The organism is Glycomyces sp. NPDC050141, from assembly GCF_055586545.1.
This window is the reverse complement of the sequence record NZ_JBVJHZ010000019.1, coordinates 79,044-96,555: the sequence shown is the minus strand read 5'-3', so window position 1 is coordinate 96,555 and position 17,512 is coordinate 79,044. Positions and strand designations below refer to the sequence as shown.

Below are 17,512 nucleotides of genomic sequence, written 5' to 3'. Positions count from 1 at the left end.
CCCCCCCCCCCCCCCCCCCCCCCCCCCCCCCCCCCCCCCCCCCCCCCCCCCCCCCCCCCCCCCCCCCCCCCCCCCCCCCCCCCCCCCCCCCCCCAGGGCGGGCGAAGACGGGAACATACGATTCGCGAGCGATCGGGCGACGGTTGCGATGGCAGGTAGGAGCAGCGATGGAATTGCCGAAGCCGATTGCGGATGCCGCTCGGCTACTGGAACGAGCTCGACGGCCTCGACGAGCGCGAGTGGCGGCGGGTCCTGGTGCGGCGCCACGTCGGCTGGCGCGACTTCGACGCGAGCGACCGCGCCATGCCGGACGCGATCAAGATTGAGGAAGCCTGATGCCCAAGGCCGCAGCGATCCAGCCCAACGAATGGGCGACGGTCCACGACAACTTCGAACCCTTCGACCTCAGCGAGCTGAACCGGGACGACGCGGCAGCTCCAGAACTACGTGTGCGCTCAGACCGATCAGGTCCGTCGCGCGATTGTGGCGTCCAGACGGCCGCCGCAATCGGCCTGATCAGTCCTTTGACCGCCCCTGAAGTCATCCCGGCCACGAACCAGCGGCGCAAGCCGCACGATCTGTCGAAACCCTGCCTGATGGGATTATGTCGCATGAAGTCCGGTCAATCATTCAGCGGTCACCGCATGCTGTCGCGTGTGGGCGCCTCTCTCGAACCCGAGGACATGGCGGTCCTCATCCGCAAAATGCGGATCATCGGCGCATGTCTCGGGGTCGTGCTCATCGTGGGGTCCGTGGTCCTGGCATCGATGAACGGCGGATTCGAGTGGACGGGCTATCACGGCGCGACCGCACGCCGCAGCGGCGGGACCGGGTTGTCCAACGAGGGCACGGGTGTCATGTTCGGGCTCGCCTTCCTGGTCCTCCCGCTCAGCCTCGGATTCGTGCTTCAGTCGGGGGCGGGTGATCTGCTGTACCTCAACGGCACCGAGCTGACGGTGGTGAAGCCGGGACGCCGTGCGCCCAGGGTCTTCGACCTCTCCCGCGACCGGTCAGCAGTGCGGTTGGACAAGGTCCCCGGTACGCGGCCGGGCAGCGCCGAGGCTCGCGAGAAGTCCGGCAGCTACCGGCCGGTCCTAGTGCTGCTCTCCGAATCCGGTCGCCGCGAATCGGTCATCGATCTCGCCGACCTGCGCTCGAGGCGGATGCGCTTCCCCCACGAGACCCGGATGCTTGAAGCCGCCATGCGGCACACCGGCGATCCGGCGATCCGGCACACGGCGGGTCAACTGCGCACGGTGCTGCGCTGGACGAAGCTGCCAGTCGTCCACGACGCCGCGCCCGACGCGATCCCGGCGAGCCCGGAGGACGCGTCGTCCGCGCCGGTCCCGCGAACCCCGGTCGTCAGCGGGGTCGCAGGACCCGAGATCGAGATCGTGGGGCCGAACCGCGGCTGAGGGCGAGAACCCCGTCAGCTGGCTCATGCGGCCTCGGCGCGGTCGTCGTCATGTCCATCACCGAAATCGTCCTGCGTGCCTCAGGCGCTGTCGCCGAGGCGCAGGCCGCGGACAAGTGGCACTACTGGTTCGCCCTGGACGGGCCGCCGTTCCCATCGGTGAGGTTCGGCCTGCTGGGCTACGCCGCCGGACTGCTGCTCGCCCTGGCGTTCTACATCCTGGTCCTGTGGCCGCTCCAGATCTTCCTGCGCCCCCGCCAGGCGATCGAGGAGAGCATGACGGAATCGTTCGCATGTACGCGCAATTCAACCGGAAAGTATGATGTTCTCCGGTCTCATCGCCAAGGCGGCACGCCAGCAGCACAGCCACACCCCCCGCCAACTCGCCTCGATTCAGCGTTCCCCGGTAGGAGCACCCTTGCCCTCAGCACAAGCCAGTGTCAGCGGGCACGGCGACTTCAACAGGCTTTGGACCGGACGTGCCGTCAGCCAGTTCGGGTCCGACATCGGAGCTGTGGCCATCCCACTGGTTGCGGTCGGTGTCTTCGGGGCCTCGACGTTGCAGTTGTCCGTCCTGGCCGCGCTGAGCGCGATCGCTGTGGCGGCGTTCGCCTTTCCGCTCGGGACCTTCGTCGAGTTCCGGCGCAAGCGCCCAATGATGATCGCCACGGACGTCATCCGCTTCGTGACCGTCGTCAGCATCCCAGTGGCCGCGGTCCTCGGTCTGCTGACGTTCACGCAGCTGTGCGTGGTGGCCGTGGCGAACGCGGTGTGCCAGATCGCGTTCGCCTCGGCATCCCAGGCGCATCTGCGGGCGCTGGTCGCTTCCGATCAGCTGGTCGACGCCAACGGGCGCCTCGAGTCGACGACCTGGGCCAGCCTCACTGTGGGCCGGTCGCTCGGCGGTGCTTTCATCGCCGTCGTGACCGCGACCGGTGCACTCGTGCTCGACGCCTGTTCATTCCTTGCCAGCGCGTTCGCCATCAGCCGCATCCGCACCCCCGAACCCGATCCGCCGCAACGTCAACCATCCGAACCCAAACTCAAGCAGGTCCTTGGCGGCCTCGACTTCGTCCGCCGCGACCCGCCGCTGCGGCGCATCCTCGCCAACTGGATCGTCTTCGCCGGCGCTTCAGGCATGGCATTCCCGATCAGCACCGCCTTCTACCTGTATGACCTCGAGTTCACCGCTTGGGAATACGGGCTGCTCATGGGTGTGCCATCCATCGGCGGGTTCATCGGCGCACGCCTGGTCCGCCCGGCTGTCGCCCGTTTCGGAGCGATTCGGACCCTCTGGATCACCGGCGTGCTCCGAGGCCCCTGGTACTTCCTGATCGCATTCGCGATGCCGGGTACCGCGGGCCTGGTCCTGTGCGGCACCGCATTCGGGGCACTACTGTTCTTCTCCTCGATCTCCAACGCCGCCATGACCTCGTACCGCCAGCTTCGCACTCCGGCCGACCTCCAGGCCCGAGTCGCCACCCTCTGGTCGTTCGCGACGACCGCGAGCCAGCCAGTCTTCCTCCTGATCGGCGGAGCCATCGCGACCATGATCGGCAACCAGGCCGCGCTCATCGTCGCCGCAGCAGTCATGTCCCTAGCAGTGCTCCTGCTGCCCTACCGGAAGGCCGCCGAGGTAACGGACGGCGCGACCGAACCCTCTCAACGATCTCGGCCAGCCGGTTCCGAGGTGGGCTTTGCGGCGAGTCCTGGTCGGAGCTCGCGGAGATCCACCTGGACTAGCCGACTCTGAAAGAGGCCCTACTTGGGTCCAGTGGTGCGAGGCGGACGGCATCTGAGGGTCAGGCCCGGCCGAGGCGCAGCTGCTTGGCGTTGAGGTTGCGGCGGCGGTCGGTGACGAGGATCGTCGCGAGCGCGCCGATGACGAGCCAGACGGCGAGATGGGCGATGCCGGTGGCGAGTCCGCTGCCGCCGAAGGCCGCGGCACGCATCGCGAGGATCGACCCGTGGGTGGGCAGGACGCCGATGAGGGCGTAGAGCGGGCCGGGGACGGTGGAGACCACGCCGAGGGCGATCGTGAGGACGAGGATCGCGACGGAGGCCAGGCGCCCGGCGCGGCCGAAGACCGCGGCGAGGGCCTGGTTCACGGCGGTGAACGAGAGCGCGGCGAGCAGGGCGACGCCCAGGAATTCCAGGGCACGGCCGATGCCGAGGCCGAGGACCGGGACGGCGATGGCGCTGATGGCGAACGCGGCGATCGCGGCGGCGGTCGCGCCCGGCAGTGCGGATCTGACGATGATCCGCCAGGTCGCCTCGCTCGAGGTCGCCAGCCCTTCGGGCACGGCGCGGGTGACGAGGTAGACGGCGAGCGCGAGGGCCCAGAGCGCGAGGGTCGCGAAGAGGGCGATGGAGAGGTCGCCGACGCCGACGGCGTCGAGCAGCGCGGTGGTCGGGTCGGCGGCGACGGTTTTCAGGTGGGCGCGTTCGTCGGCGGTGTAGGTGGGGATCTGGCCGAGCGCTTCGGTGAGTCCGGTCGCGAGTTCTTGGGCTCCGTCGTCCACTTCGGCTGCGCCGGTTGCGAGTTCGTTCGCGCCGGAGTCGACTTCGTCGGCGCCGGTGGCGAGTTCGTTGGCGCCGTCGTTCATTTCGACGGCCCCGGCGGCGAGCTGGTCGGCGCCCGAGGCGAGTTCCTGTGCGCCGTCGTCGGTCTGGGCCGCGCCGGAGGCGAGTTCGTCGGCGCCGTCGGAGGCTTCGGCGATGCCGGAGACGAGTGCGGGCATCTGGTCGGCGAGGGCGTCGTTGCCGTCGGCGACTTGGCGCGCGCCGGTCGCGAGGTCCTGGACGGCGTCGCGGGTCTCGACTACGCGGGCGCGTACGTCGGCGATCTGACCGTCGATCGTGGACGCCTCGGCGCTGAAGTCGTCGGCGGCTTGCTGGAGGGCGTCGCAGAACTCGGGGGTGCCGCCTTCGGCCGCGCAGTCGGCGGCGAGGTCTTGGAATTCGGTGGCGGCGTCCTCGGCCGAAGGGAGCGCGTCGATGGCCTCGATGATGCGGTCCGCGAGCGGGACGACGGTGTCGGCGAGTTCCTCGTTGCCTTGGGCGACCTGTTCGGCGCCGTCGGCGAGCTGTCTGGTGAGCGCGGGCAGGTCGGCGGTCGCGTCCTCGACTTCGTCTAGGCCTGACGCGAGCGACGCGGAGCCGGTACGCAGCTGCGCGGTGGCGGCGGCGAGGGTGTCTGCGCCGGAGGCGAGTTCGCTTGCAGCGGTGGAGAGTTCGCCGGTGCCGGCCGCGAGCTGGTCCGCGCCGGTGGCGAGTTCGCCGGTTCCGGCGGCGAGTTCGTCGGCGCCGTCCGCGAGGTCGGAGGTGCCGTCGGCGAGCTGGTTCGCACCGTCGGCGGCCTGCTGGAGCTGGTCGTGGATGGTGTTGAAGGCAAGGTAGACGTTGTCGAGGTAGGTCTCGACGACCTGCTCGTTCAGGGCGTTCTGGGTGGCCTGGGCGACCGAGTCGCTGAGGGCCGCGTCGGCGGCGCCGGCCGCGTTCGAGGTCGTGATGTTCAGGACGGCCTGGGTCGCATCGAGTGGTTCAGCGGTCGCGGAGGTGGTGGCCTTGGCGGAGAAGTCCGGAGGGATGGTGACGACGGCGGTGTAGGTGCCGTCGGCGAGTCCGGCGGTCGCATCGTCCTCGTCGGTGAGGACCCATTCGTAGGGCGAGTCGTCGCTGTGGGTCAGGTCCCCGGCGAGTTCGCGGCCGAGCGGGATCGTCTGGCCGTCGACGGTGACGGGCTCGTCGTTGTTGACGACGGCGGCGGTGGCGGTGCCGTGGTCGGCGTCAGGTTCGTAGAGCGCCCAGGTGAGCAGGCCCATCGCGAGGACGGGGACGAGGATGAGGCCGGCCCAGGTCCTCCAGGTGAGCGGGCCGGTGACGACAGCACGGGCGGAATTCGCGAACGGTTTGAACATCAGGCCACCTCGACGGTGTTGAGGGCGAACGGCTGGGCGCCTGTGGGCAGCAGGTCGCGGATGCGGTCGGGGTCCTGGCAGGACAGGACGTAGGAGACGGGGTCGCCGTCGGGTCCGCGGCGGTCGGCGAGCAGTGCACGGAGGGCGTCGCGGGCGTCGGTGCGCAGGACCAGGTCGGCGTCGTCGAGGAGGACGAGCCGCCTGCCATCCTGAATGGATCGAATGATGCGCGCGGCCGGGTCGGCGTCGTCTCGGCAGGCGATGATCTCGACCTGGCGGCGCAGCGCGCGGGCGTGCTGGGGCAGGACGTGGCCGAGGACCTTCAAGTCCCCCTTGACGGAGGGCACGCGCCCGGCGAGGGCGAGCAGCAGTGCGGTCTTCCCGACCGGTCCGGGGCCGTCGACGACGAGCGCGCCGCCGTGCGGCACATGGAGTTCCAGATCCGCGAACAGGGGACGGCCCTTGTCGTCGTCGAGGCCGAGGCCGCGGGCGCTGACCGCTTCGTCGCGGCCGGGCCAGTCGGCTAGCCGCAGTTCGTGGACGAGAGCGTCGCCTTCAGCGTCGAAGACCGGCAGGGCCCGGTCGAGGCGGGGCGGCAGTCCCCAGGCGCGGTGGCCCAGGAGCGCGAGCACTGCGGGGACGAGGGTCATGCGGACCAGGAACGCGTCAACGAACACGCCGATGGCGAGGCTGAACGCGATCGGTTTGATGGTCGCCGAGCCCTCGGGGACGAACGCGGCGAAGACGGCGAACATGATGACCGCGGCAGCGGTGACCACCCGTGAGGCGGAGACGAACCCGGATTCGATGGCGCGGTGCGGGTCCCCGTGGTGCACGTAGTCCTCGCGCATCCGCGAGACGAGGAAGACCTCGTAGTCCATGGCGAGTCCGAACAGGACGCCCATGAGGATGATCGGCAGGAAGCTGATGACCGAGCCCACGCCTTCGACGTGCAGTGCGTCGGCGAAGTGGCCTTGGACGAAGACGAACGATGTCGCGCCGAAGGCCGCGCCGACGGAGAGGAGGTACCCGGCGGTGGCCTTGACCGGGACCCAGATCGAGCGGAACACCATGGCCAGCAGCACGAGTGAGAGGCCGACGACGAGGATGCCGAAGGGCAGCAGGGCGGAGCCGAGCTGGGCGGAGACGTCGATGCCGACGGCGGTGATGCCGGTGACGGCGGTCTGGGTGCCGTATTGGGAGAGGAAGTAGCCCTCTTTGTCCCGCAGGGCGGCGACGAGGTCTTCGGTCGCGGCGGAGTCGGGGCCGGTGGTGGGGATGACCTGGATGATCCCGGTGTCGCCCTTGGGGTTCGGGGTGGCGAGGGGGACGGAGGCGACGCCGTCCATGCCGCGGATGTCCTCGGCGAGGTCGTCGACGAGGCCGACAGGGTCGGTGGAGGTGATGATGTCGGCGGTGACGATGAGCGGGCCGTTGTATCCGGGTCCGAAGTACTCGGCGATGACGTCGTAGGTCTCGCGCGCGTCGGTGCCCTCGGCGGCATCCCCGTTGTCGGGCAGGGCGAGCCGGAGGTCCATGGCCGGGAGCGTGCAGACGCCGAGGCCGATCACGACGACGGCGATCGTGACGACCGGGGCCTTGGTGACCAGGCGGACCCAGCCGCGGGCGACTTGGGGCTTGCGGCGTTCCCGCTTACGGCGCCTCGGCTTCGGCGCCTTAGGGCGCATCCGCTCCCCCGCGATCGCGAGCAGCGCGGGCACGAGCGTTACGGCGATCGCGACGGCGATGGCGACTGCGACCGCGGCGGCCACGCCCATGGTGGTCAAGAACGGGATCTGCGCGACCGCCAGGCCCAGGAGGGCGATGACGACGGTGAGCCCGGCGAAGATGACCGCCGAGCCGGCGGTGGCGGTCGCGCGGGCGACCGACTCCTTTACGTCGAGCCCCTCAGCGAGCTGGTCGCGGTGGCGTGAGAGCAGGAAGAGGGCGTAGTCGATGCCGACGGCCAGGCCGAGCATGACTGCGAGCATCGGGGCGGTGGAGGAGATCGGGACGAGGACCGTCGCGAGGTAGACGAGGGCGACGGCGATGCCGACGCCGAGGATCGCGGTGATGAGCGGCATGAACGCGGCGATGAGCGACCGGAACATGAGGACGAGGACGATGAGGGCGACGCCGACGCCGATCGCCTCGGTCGGGGAGAGCTCGGGGATGTTGTCGGCGAACGCATCGCCGCCGGTATAGACGACGGCGCCGTCCCCGACGGCGTCGGCGAGGTCGTTCGCGATGTCGGTGAGGTCGTCCTTGGTGGCGTCGGCGACATCGGCCTGGTCGACATTGAGCAGCACGGTGATGATCGCGGCGCGCCCGTCTTCGGAGACCGCGCCGGAGACGTCGTCGCCGAACGGGTCCGACACCGCCGCGACCTGGTCGACTTGTTCGATGCGGGCGACAGCGTCGGCGGTCGCGGCCTCGGTGGCCGCGCTGTCGACGTGCGAACCGTCGGGGACGGTGAGGACGAGACTGGCGGAGGTGCCGCTGAACTCGGGGAAGACCCGGCCGAGGTAGTCGAGCGCGTCCTGTGACTCGGAGCCGGGGATCGCGAAGGTGTCGTCGGTGCCCTGGTTGAACAGCGCGGCCGCGCCGCCCGCGGCAACGAGGGCCGCAAGCCACAGCGAGAGGACCAGCCAGCGCGCCCCGGCGGCCGCACGGCCGAGTCGGTAAAGCACCGAAGACATAACGTCCCCCCACGTTGGACATATCGGTCATCGTATCCACCGTGGCGGCCGTGCAATCCGATTCGCGGACGCAGGGCCGGGGCCGGATGCGGCGATCTCGGCAGGCGTTCACTGGCAACTCCAGACTTTGTTCTGACGAAATCTTCAGTTATGAGGGTATCATCATGCAAGGAAATGTGACGATATCGTCAGAACTGAATCAGCCGTTATGATGGACGGGCCCGGCCAGTCCGAAGAAAGGAGCCCGCGTGGTCGAGAAGACGTCCAGTCGCATGGAGCGCCGCAAGGCGAAGACGCGCGCCGCACTCGTGGCGGCCGCCAGGACCTTCATCGCCGAGCGCCGGCAGAACGCCCCCATCCTGGAGATCACCAAGGCCGCTGACGTCGGCATGGGCTCCTTCTACAACCACTTCCAGAGCAAGGACGAACTGTTCCAGGCCGCCGTCGAAGAGGCCCTGGAGGCGTACGGCGAAGCGATCGACCGGATCAACGGCGAGATCGAGGACCCGGCCGAGGACTTCGCCCGCGGCTTCCGGCTCACCGGACGCCTCCACCGCCGCAACCCCGAGCTGAGCCGGGTGCTCCTGCACCAAGGGCTCTCGCTGGGCGGCCCGATCAAGGGCCTGGCTCCGAGGGGCATCCGCGCCATCGAGAAGGGCATCGCCACGGGCCGGTTCGCCGTCGCCGATCCGGAACTGGCCCTGGTGGTCGCGGCCGGTGCGGCGCTGGCTCTGGGCCAGCTGGTGCACGATCGCCCCGACCGGGACGACGCCGCTGCCGCCGACCAGATCGCCGAGGACCTGCTGCGGATGATGGGCGTCCCCGCGGAAGAAGCCCGGGAGCTGGCGCACCGCCCGCTCCCCGACATCGGGGACCTCGACCGCGAATCCCGCGAAGCGCTCACCGACTGAGGCGCGGGAACAGCGTTTCGGCGTTCCCGCGGTCGATCGCGGTGCGCAGCGCCGGTTCCATGGCATAGGACTCGTACTGGCCGTTGATGAACCCGACTGCAGGGGCCGGGGCGAACGGGAAGTCGCTGCCGTAGAGCACGCGGCCGTGGTCGGCCACTTCGAGCAGGCTCGGCAGCGCCGCGGGCGAGGCCGAGAGCGCCACGTCGTAGTAGAAGCGCCGCAGGGGTGCCAGCAGCTTCGGGATCTCGTGCTTCTGGTCGAGCATCGTCCACGCCTGCCGCAGCTTCGACTGCTGCGATGCGGCGGTGAGCAGGTACCGGTAGGCGATGTAGGGGACGAAGCCGCCGGCGTGGGCGAGGATGAACTTGACGTTCTCGCACCGCTGCAGCACCCCGGAGAAGATGAGGCTCAGCGCGGTCCGGGTGGTGTCGAGCAGGAAGTCGGCAGTGAACGTGGGGACCCCGGGCACCGGTTCGGCGGGCAGCTCGCCGGGGTGGACGAACACGACCGCCGCCCGCTCATCGAGGAACCGCAGCAGCGGCTCGAACTCGGGGTCGCCGAGATAGCGGCCGTCGCTGTTGGCCAGGAGCACGACCCCGTCGGCGCCGAGCACGTCGAGTGCGTACTCGGCTTCGGCAAGGGCCCCTTCGACATCGGGAAGGGTGAGCGTGGCGAAGAAGCCGAATCGGCCCGGCTCGTTCCGGATCAGGTCCGCGCTGTACTCGTTGACGTCCCTCGCCCAACGCCGGGCCTCGGCCGCGTCCCCGAACCAGGCCCCGGGGGTGGAGACCGAGACGATCCCGGTCTGGATGCCGTGACGGTCCATGAACCGCACGGCCGCCCTCGGCGACCAGCCCGGCAGGTCGATCCCGCCGGGCCGGACGCCCTTGGCCCGCAACCAGTCGGCGTACTTCGGCGGGATCAGGTGCTGGTGCACGTCGATGCGGTTCGCGCCGCCCATGGCAGCCCTCCTTCGAGATCGCGAAATGTTCTGACGAAATCGTCAGAACCTCTCGACCATAGCACCACACCTGACGATTTCGTCAGTTGCCGGCGGTGGTTTCCTCCCGCAGCACCGCCGCCCCATGCCCCGGCAGGTCGAGGCGGCCGGCGACGTCGGGGGACGCGCCACCGAGCAGGTCGACGGCACCCCCCAGGTCGGGGCCGAGGTCCACGGCCGCCGGTTCGGCATGGTGGTTGAGAAGGAAGAGATGCGAGGTGCCGTCGGGGCTGCGGCGGCGGAAGACCTCGACGCCTGCGGGGGTCTGCGCGGTCGGCGTCGCCGCAGCCGCGTCCGCGCAGTCGAGGACCATGCGCCGCATGGTCTCCCGGTCCGGCGACGTGCCGAAGTAGGTGGCGGTGCCGTCGCCGAAGCGGTGCCTGGTGGCAGCGGGACGGCCAGCCTGCTCACCGCTGGTGTAGGCGGCCAACGGCTCAGCCCCGCGCAGGATGAGGTGGTCCTGCCAGTCGGCGGCCGTCCCTTCGCGCTCACCGTAGGCGAGCCCGCGGACCTGGCCCTCCGGCAGCGGTCCGAACTCCTCGACTTCAAGGCCGAGCATTTCGGCGAACGCGCCGGGGTGCGCGCCGGGGAGGACGCGGTCGAACCGGTCCACGATCCCCGAGAAATAGGACATGAGGAGGTGTCCCCCGAGCCGGACGTAGTCCGTCAGGTTTCGGGCCGCGGCCTCGTCCGCGAGGTACAGGTTGGGGACGACGACGAGCTTGTAGCCGCTCAGGTCGTCGTGCGGGCGGATGAAGTCCACCGGCACGCTCGCGTTCCACAAGGGCCGGTAGTGGGCCATGGCCTGGTCGTGGAAGCGGATATCGGAGGACGGGTGATCGGGGCCCTCCAGAGCCCACCAGTTCTCCCAGTCCCAGACCATAGCGACCTCGGCCCGGTCGCATCGTCCCCCGGAGAGGTCGTCGAGCCGGTCGAGGTCGCCGCCGAGGGCGGTGACTTCGCGCCATGTCCGAGTCTCGGTGCCGCCGTGGGGAACCATGGCGGAGTGGAAGCGCTCGGCGCCGGCTCGCGAGGCACGCCATTGGAAGAACATGACCGAGTCCGCGCCCCGCGCCACGGCTTGCAGCGAGCGGACCCGCAGCTGGCCGGCCGGGCGGGCGGGGTTGCGGCCGTCCGTCAGGTTCCGGCCGGTGGCCGATTCGAGCAGCATCCACGGCCGGCCCTGCCGCAGGGACCGCATCAGGTCGTAGTTGAGCGCGGATTGGAGCTGGCCTTCGGCATCGAGCGGCCCGGCGTACATGTCCAGGGTGACGATGTCCTCCTCTGCGGCCCAGCGCCAGTAGTCGAGGTGCTTGAACGAGCCCATGAAGTTCGTGACCACCGGCAGGTCCGGGGTATGGCGGCGCACGATGTCGCGTTCGGCTGCGAAGCACTCCATCGCGGCGTCGTTGAAGCGCCAGAAGTCGAGCAGCTGCCCCGGGTTCGGTCCCGAGACGAGACGCGAGCGCGGCGCGGGCGGGTTCACGTGTTCGAAGGACTCGTAATGCTGGCCCCAGAACGCGGTGCCCCAGGCGTCGTTGAGCGCGTCGACGTGCCCGTAACGCCGGGCCAGCCAGGTGCGGAAGTGCGCGCTGGAGGCGTCGCAGTGGCAGGCGTATCCGATGTACTCGTTGCCGATGTGCCACATGGCGAGTGCCGGGTGACCTGCGTAGCGGGCAGCCAGCTGCTCGGTGATGCGCGCAGCGTAGTGACGGAACACGGGTGAGGACTGGCAGTAGTGGCAGCGGGCGCCGAACGCGACCCGGCGGCCCTCGCCGTCGACCGGCAGGACCTCGGGATGGTCGTGCGCCATCCACGACGGCGGGGCCGCGGTGGGGGTGGCGAGGTCCACACTGATCCCGTTCTCCCCCAAAAGGTCCATGACCTGGTCGAGCCAGTCGAACTCGAAGACGCCGGAGCGCGGTTCGAGGAGGCCCCAGGAGAAGACGCCGACGGTGACCAGGTTGACCCCGGCCTCGCGCATGAGGCGCACGTCCTCCTTCCAGACCTCGGGGTCCCACTGCTCGGGGTTGTAGTCGCCGCCGTAGGCCAGGCCGCCGAGTCGGCGGTGCAGGCCGGCGAGGCGTTCGTCGATGGACAAGGGTGCTCCTTGGTGGTTCTCGGTGAGGTTCAGGGGTCGCGCGGTGCCCCGGGACGGCGGTGCGTGCGTCCCGGGGCACCGGGTCATTTCGCGTTGTCGATCTCGGTCTGGAGTTCGTCGGCGAAGGCTTCGGCGGAATCCGTGCTGTCAGCCGCGCGCTTCTCGGCTGCGCATCCAGAGCACGAGATGCCAGTCCTGGTCGTTGGCGAGCGGGTCGGACAGATGCGCAGCTCGGCCGTCCACCGTCGAGGGCATGACATAGGCGCAGGTGGCCGAGCCGTCCGTGAAGTAGTTGGCCATATTGGACCGCAGCACCGCGTCGGCGATGCGGTCGGTCTCCTCGGTCCGCAGATCAGCGGGGAGCCGCAGGAGGGTGGCGGCGGTGAGCGCGGACCAGTGGTGGGGGAACACGTCGCCCCAGAGCCGCTCGATGCCGAACCAGTAGCCGTCCCAGTGCCGGATCGCGACGCCGTGCAGGCGCGCGTGCGGCTGCGGGCCGCCGAAGGCCAGCAGCCATGGCAGGCGCTCGGCGATCGCGTCGTGGAAGACCTGCTCGCCGGACAGCTCGTACGCGGCGACGAGGAGGTCGATGAGCGGTGCCACGATCGACTGCTCGTAGTTCACCTCGTGCGCGGGCAGTCCCGTGCCGAGCTTGACGAAGTGGCGTGCGCCTTCGATCAGGTCGCGTCGCAGTGCCTCGGCCCGGTTGCTCTGCCCGGTCGTGTCCAGGCTCTCTGCGATCGCGGCCGTGGTCTCCGACAGCGTGATCGACAGGTGCGCGGCGCCGCCGAGTGCGAAGTTCCGCTCGATGATCTGCGCCGCCCGGTCGAGCGCGACGTCGCTGCGGGTGAGGCGGTAGCGGTCATGGAAGAACTGGGCGAGCCACGGGGCGTCGTAGAGGCGCGGCGTCTTCCCGAACTGGGATCCGCGGGTGGGCGTCGCATCGGCGTCGAGCAGATGGTTCCAGGCGAACTCGCCCCAACCCTCCAGCAGCGGTTCGGCCTCGTCGCGGTCGGTCCAACCGCGCAGGGCCGCGAGTTGCACGAGTACGGGCATCGCGACCCGCTCGGAGCCGTCGGTCCAGTCCTGCCAGTCGTTGGTCGACCAGGTGGTCTTGGTGCGTACGTCGACCGGCACGAACGCGTGGGCGAGGAGTCCGGGCCGTTCACGGGCGACCTGGTGTCGGACGATGTAGCCGACACGGCGCCGGACGGTGGTCTCGAGCGAGTCGTGGAAGAGCACTTCGGTGCGGGCGGTGCCGTCGATGTCGACCGTGTAGGCGCCATGGGTATCAGCGGTGACGCGGAAGCGACCCGCGCCGTCGCCCTCGACCCTGGCGTCCGGGCTGGTCACCTGAGCGGCTTCGACCTCGATCGCCTGGCCGGTCTCGGCGGCGTAGGCGGAGAACCGCGCCGGAGCGCCCGTCGCGGCGATGAAGGCGTCGACGGACCGGTACCAGCCCAACTCCCATTCCAACGCGAGCGCATCCCCGGCGGCGACGGTGAGTTCGGGCTGTCCGCCGAACGCCTCGGCATTGCGGGACCGGTCGGTGACCAGCAATGCTATGTGGCCCCGAATGTTCGAGTAGGTGTTGGTCGAGCGCGATTCGATCGAATAGGCGCGCACGGCTCCGTCCCGGACGATGAGGCCGAGGCTGTCACCTGCGCCCGACATGGGCTGCGCGAGCGCCCACGCCCAGCTTCCTCCGGTGAACAGGTGCGCATGGACCGCCCGTGCAAGCGAGTCCTCGGCGCCGCTGTAGATGTCGCCGAACGGGGTCTGCACGCCGAAGCCGGTGATCAGCAGCGGTTCGTCGCCGTCGTTGGCAACGGTGTAGCGCTCGCGCAGCACCTCGCCGTCGACCCATCGCCGCACGACGACCCGGACCTGGTCGAGTACCGGGTGCACGGCTTCGAACCCGCCCTCGACCGTGCGGAGCTCTGCGGGCGAGTGCCAGCGCGCCCCACCGCGGTTGGTGGTCAGATGTCCTGAGCCCCATTGGTGTTCGATCGAATGCCAGCGCGAATTGTCGGTGTCGAGGAGGTACCGGCGATCCGGATGCGCGTCATCGGTGAACTGCAACGGGGCGCCGGTCTCGGGGTCGAGGACGGCGTGGCCGCCGCCGAAGGGGAGCGTGGTCTGGATCGGGTTGGCAGGCAAGGGAGGACAACCTTTCGTTCGGTTCCGGACGGTGCCCGGGTGGTGGTCGGGTGGTTCGCGGTCGCCGGTTTCAGGACTTGAGGGCGCCGCTGACGAGGTCGAGCCGCCAGAACCGCTGGAGGAGCAGCAGCAGCGCGATGCAGGGGATCACCGCCAGGGCCGATCCGATGACGACGAGGGTGTACAGCGAGGGCCGCCCGGAGCTCTGCGACATGAGCGAGTAGAGGCCGAGGGTGATCGGGAACTTGTCGTCGTCGACGAGCATGACGTAGGGCAGTAGGAAGTTGTTCCACACGCCGACGAACTGGAGCATGAAGATGGTGACCATGGCGGGCAGCATCATCGGCAGGCCGATCTTGGCGAAGATGCGGAACTCGCCGGCCCCGTCGATGCGCGCAGCCTCGATCAGCTCGCCCGGGACCGCGGCCGAGGCGAAGACTCGCGCGAGGTAGATCCCGAACGGGGAGATGAGGACCGGCAGCAGCACCGACCAGTAGGTGTTGGTCAGGTTCAGTTTCGACATGAGCATGTACTGCGGGACGGCCAGGGTGATGCCGGGAATGAGGACGCCGGCGAGCATCGTGTAGAAGATCAGGTTGCGGCCCCGGAAGTCGTACTTGGCCAGGGCGAAGCCGGCGGCAACCGAGATCAGGACCGAAGCGATCGATCCGAGGCCGGCGTAGAGCAGGCTGTTGGCCGCCCATTTGAGGTAGCGGCCGTCCTGGTAGGCGAACAGGTCGGCGAGGTTCTCACCCAGGCCGGTGCCGGGCGCGAGGGTGAAGGTGCTGAACAGTTCCCCGCGGGACTTGGTCGAGGCGATCAGGACCCAGGCGACGGGCACGAGGCAGTAGAAGGCGCCTATGAGCAGGACCGCCGTCGGCACGATCTTCGCGGTGAACAGGTGCTGCCTCGGGGAGGCGGTGTCGGTGCGCATCAGGCTTCTCCTTCGAACGCGCGTTTGCGGGTCGCTCCGAGGACGATCACCGACAGCACGACGGTGAACGCCGCCAGCAGCACTGACTCGGCGGCCGCCAGTGGCAGGTCGTCACGGGTGAAGCCGTCCCGGTAGACGGTCATGAGCGGGAACCAGGTCTGGGTGATGGCGTTGCTCAGCGGCCGGAGCGTCGCCGGTTCGCCGTAGACCTGGAGGGTGCCGATCAGCGAGAGCAGGCCGGTGAGGATGAGGGCCGGGGCGACGAGCGGGATCTTGATGCGCAGGGCGATCTGCAGTTCGCCCGCGCCGTCGAGCCGGGCCGCCTCGAAGACCTCCTCGGGGATGGAGCGCAGTGCGGTGTAGAGGATGATCATGTTGAAGCCGACGCCGCCCCAGAGGGCGATGTTGGCGATCGACCCGTACACCTCGGGGTCGTCGAGGAACTGGATGGGGCCCCAGCCGAGCTTTCGGGTGAGGTAGGAGAAGGGGCTGGTCCCTTCCATGTAGAGGAAGCCCCACATCAGGCTCGCCACGACCCCCGGCACGGCGTAGGGCAAGAAGATCGCCGTGCGCGAGAACCGCTTGGCCCGTGCCAGTCGCAGGTCGAGCAGGAGCGCGAACAGCAGCGCCAGTCCGAGGGTGAGCGGGACGGCGATGACGCCGTAGACCGCCAGTCGCGCGAACCCGGACAAGAAGTCCTTGTCGCTCAATGCGGTCGTGTAGTTGTCGAGGCCGACGAAGACGGTCTCCATCCTGCCGAACAGGGCGCCGCCCGTCACCCGCTGCCCCAGCGTGCTCTGGACGAGCGCGTAACCGATGGGTACGAGCATGAACGCGATGAAGAGCAGGACGGCGGGGGCGACGAGGACATACGGCGCGAGGGGGCGCCGTCGACTCTGCCTGCGGGACTTGCGGAACTGCTGTGACGGCGCAGCGGTGGTGCGCGCGGGCGCGGTGTCGGCCATGGTGTTCCTTCCTTTCCAGGGGGCCCGCGTCGGGCCCGGCGCTCGGCCGGGCCCGAAGCGGGGCTCAGCCAGCGATCGTGAAGCCGGCGTTCTCCATGTCGGCTACCACGGCGGCCTGGGTCGCGGTCAGCGCCTCGCGAAGCGGCGTGCCGTTCTCGATCGCCTGGGCGAAGGCGTCCTGGAGCGCGGAGCTGGCCACGGTGACGTTCGGGCCCCACTGGACCTCCTGGAGCGTGTCCGCGGCGATCGCGGAGGCGAGCTCCCAGAAGTCGGCCTGGTCGGGCATGAGCGCGGGCGGATCGAGGGCTTCGGCCGCCGCCTCCTGCCCTGCGGTCGCGGCCGGGTACGTACCGGCCTCGGCCTGCATGGTGTAGCCCTCCTTGTTCGCGAACACCCAGGAGGCGAACTCGACGGCCTCGGCCGGGTGATCGGAGGTGGTGGTCGTCAGGACCGTCGATCCTCCTTGGAAGGCCACGCTGGCGTTTCCGGGCTCCCATTGCGGGATCGGTGCGAGCGCCCATTGGCCGGCGGTGTCGGGGGCGTTGTTGTAGATGACGTTGGCGGCCCAGATCGCCGAGGGCCAGGAGAGCATGGTGCCGTCATTGAGCTCTTTGGTCCAGTCGGGGGTACCGATGTTCTCGACCTTGACCAGGTCGTCGTCGATGAGTCCCTGCCAGTAGTCGGCGACTGCGACCGAGGCGGCATCGTCGATGGCGACGGTCCAGGTGTCGCCGTCCACGTTCCACCAGCGGGCTCCGGCCTGCTGGGCGACCGCGGCGAAGAACCCGAACTCGGCGGTGCTGAACGTGGCGATGTACGTGTTCGGGTCGGCCTCGCGGATCTGCGCCGCGGCAGTGCGGAACTCGTCCCAGGTGGTCGGGACCGCCACGCCGAGCTCCTCGAACCGCGCCCGGTTGTACACCAGGGCCTGAGGTCCGGCGTCCTGCGGGATCCCGTAGACCGCGCCGTCGAACCGCGTCAGCGACCAGGTTCCTTCGCTGAAGGCGGCCGTGGTGTCGTCGGTGACGTGCTCGGTGATGTCGGCGGCGACGCCGGCGACGATCATGGCCGGAAGCGCCTGGTACTCGACGCTGGCCAGGTCCGGGGCCTCGTCCGCGCGGACCGCTGCGACGAGCTTCGAGGTGCCGCTGACGGCCGGGTCGATGAGTTCGACCTGAATGTGGTCGTGGCTGGAGTTCCACGCCTCGACGAGCCGTTTGCTGAGGTCGTCGGCCCACGCCCACCACACCAGTTTCACCGGTCCGGCGCTGCCACCGCCGTCCTCGCCGCATCCGACGAGTGCGGCGGTAGTGGCCGCGGCCAATCCGAGTCCTACGGTTCTGCGAGTGGGCATTGCGATCTCCTTTGATGCAGTCGTGTCGATGCACGAGGGGCTGAACGGTGCCGC

Annotated in this window: 12 protein-coding genes; 4 read left to right on the top strand and 8 right to left on the bottom strand. The window is 69.6% G+C overall.

Going from position 1 to position 17,512, the window contains the following annotated elements; genetic code table 11:
• The first annotated feature begins 186 nt into the window (after positions 1 to 186).
• The 3 genes from ACZ60M_RS13620 (at position 187) to ACZ60M_RS13610 (ending at position 3,167) form a co-directional block, all read left to right on the top strand.
• A complete protein-coding gene (locus tag ACZ60M_RS13620) occupies positions 187 to 336 on the top strand; it encodes a hypothetical protein (protein WP_465417894.1) in 150 nt (49 codons plus the stop codon).
• The gene (locus tag ACZ60M_RS13615; protein WP_465417893.1) at positions 336 to 1,415 is read left to right on the top strand and encodes a hypothetical protein; all 1,080 of its coding nucleotides are present in this window, start codon (positions 336 to 338) and stop codon (positions 1,413 to 1,415) included. The genes ACZ60M_RS13620 and ACZ60M_RS13615 overlap by 1 nt, the downstream gene beginning before the upstream one ends.
• A gap of 417 nt (positions 1,416 to 1,832) precedes the next feature.
• Entirely contained in the window at positions 1,833 to 3,167 is a 1,335-nt protein-coding gene (locus ACZ60M_RS13610; RefSeq protein WP_465417891.1) for an MFS transporter, read from the top strand.
• 49 nt (positions 3,168 to 3,216) lie between these two features.
• Here ACZ60M_RS13610 and ACZ60M_RS13605 read toward each other — a convergent pair whose 3' ends face one another.
• Together ACZ60M_RS13605 and ACZ60M_RS13600 are read right to left on the bottom strand one after the other, a co-directional pair.
• On the bottom strand, positions 3,217 to 5,334 hold the full coding sequence (locus ACZ60M_RS13605) for a YhgE/Pip domain-containing protein (RefSeq protein ID WP_465417889.1): 2,118 nt from the start codon (positions 5,332 to 5,334) through the stop codon (positions 3,217 to 3,219).
• Positions 5,334 to 8,033 (bottom strand): MMPL family transporter, encoded by a 2,700-nt coding sequence (locus tag ACZ60M_RS13600; protein WP_465417887.1) that lies wholly within the window; start codon positions 8,031 to 8,033, stop codon positions 5,334 to 5,336. The genes ACZ60M_RS13605 and ACZ60M_RS13600 overlap by 1 nt, the downstream gene beginning before the upstream one ends.
• A 272-nt stretch (positions 8,034 to 8,305) precedes the next feature.
• Here ACZ60M_RS13600 and ACZ60M_RS13595 point away from each other — a divergent pair, with 272 nt between their 5' ends.
• Complete coding sequence (locus ACZ60M_RS13595) at positions 8,306 to 8,944, top strand: TetR/AcrR family transcriptional regulator (protein WP_465417900.1); 639 nt, start codon at positions 8,306 to 8,308, stop codon at positions 8,942 to 8,944.
• Here the strand turns inward: ACZ60M_RS13595 and ACZ60M_RS13590 are convergent.
• From ACZ60M_RS13590 to ACZ60M_RS13565, 6 genes are all read right to left on the bottom strand, one after another.
• On the bottom strand, positions 8,934 to 9,905 hold the full coding sequence (locus ACZ60M_RS13590; RefSeq protein WP_465417885.1) for an amidohydrolase family protein: 972 nt from the start codon (positions 9,903 to 9,905) through the stop codon (positions 8,934 to 8,936). The genes ACZ60M_RS13595 and ACZ60M_RS13590 overlap by 11 nt on opposite strands.
• A gap of 82 nt (positions 9,906 to 9,987) precedes the next feature.
• Positions 9,988 to 12,045, bottom strand: coding sequence for a beta-galactosidase (locus ACZ60M_RS13585; RefSeq protein WP_465417883.1), 2,058 nt, complete (start codon positions 12,043 to 12,045; stop codon positions 9,988 to 9,990).
• A 147-nt stretch (positions 12,046 to 12,192) separates the two neighbouring features.
• Positions 12,193 to 14,205, bottom strand: a complete 2,013-nt coding sequence (locus ACZ60M_RS13580; protein ID WP_465417881.1) for a hypothetical protein — start codon at positions 14,203 to 14,205, stop codon at positions 12,193 to 12,195.
• A gap of 70 nt (positions 14,206 to 14,275) precedes the next feature.
• Positions 14,276 to 15,139: a carbohydrate ABC transporter permease gene (locus ACZ60M_RS13575; RefSeq protein WP_465417879.1), complete on the bottom strand. Its 864-nt coding sequence runs from the start codon at positions 15,137 to 15,139 to the stop codon at positions 14,276 to 14,278.
• Entirely contained in the window at positions 15,139 to 16,104 is a 966-nt protein-coding gene (locus tag ACZ60M_RS13570; protein WP_465417877.1) for a carbohydrate ABC transporter permease, read from the bottom strand. The genes ACZ60M_RS13575 and ACZ60M_RS13570 overlap by 1 nt, the downstream gene beginning before the upstream one ends.
• A 64-nt stretch (positions 16,105 to 16,168) precedes the next feature.
• On the bottom strand, positions 16,169 to 17,458 hold the full coding sequence (locus ACZ60M_RS13565) for an ABC transporter substrate-binding protein (protein ID WP_465417875.1): 1,290 nt from the start codon (positions 17,456 to 17,458) through the stop codon (positions 16,169 to 16,171).
• Between the last annotated feature and the right edge of the window lie 54 nt (positions 17,459 to 17,512).

Coding starts and splice junctions, on each gene's coding strand:
- ACZ60M_RS13565 (WP_465417875.1), bottom strand. CDS start 17,458: ATGCCCACTCGCAGAACCGTAGGACTCGGATTGGCCGCGGCCACTACC.
- ACZ60M_RS13595 (WP_465417900.1), top strand. CDS start 8,306: ATGGAGCGCCGCAAGGCGAAGACGCGCGCCGCACTCGTGGCGGCCGCC.
- ACZ60M_RS13575 (WP_465417879.1), bottom strand. CDS start 15,139: ATGCGCACCGACACCGCCTCCCCGAGGCAGCACCTGTTCACCGCGAAG.
- ACZ60M_RS13590 (WP_465417885.1), bottom strand. CDS start 9,905: ATGGGCGGCGCGAACCGCATCGACGTGCACCAGCACCTGATCCCGCCG.
- ACZ60M_RS13615 (WP_465417893.1), top strand. CDS start 336: ATGCCCAAGGCCGCAGCGATCCAGCCCAACGAATGGGCGACGGTCCAC.
- ACZ60M_RS13570 (WP_465417877.1), bottom strand. CDS start 16,104: ATGGCCGACACCGCGCCCGCGCGCACCACCGCTGCGCCGTCACAGCAG.
- ACZ60M_RS13600 (WP_465417887.1), bottom strand. CDS start 8,033: ATGTCTTCGGTGCTTTACCGACTCGGCCGTGCGGCCGCCGGGGCGCGC.
- ACZ60M_RS13605 (WP_465417889.1), bottom strand. CDS start 5,334: ATGTTCAAACCGTTCGCGAATTCCGCCCGTGCTGTCGTCACCGGCCCG.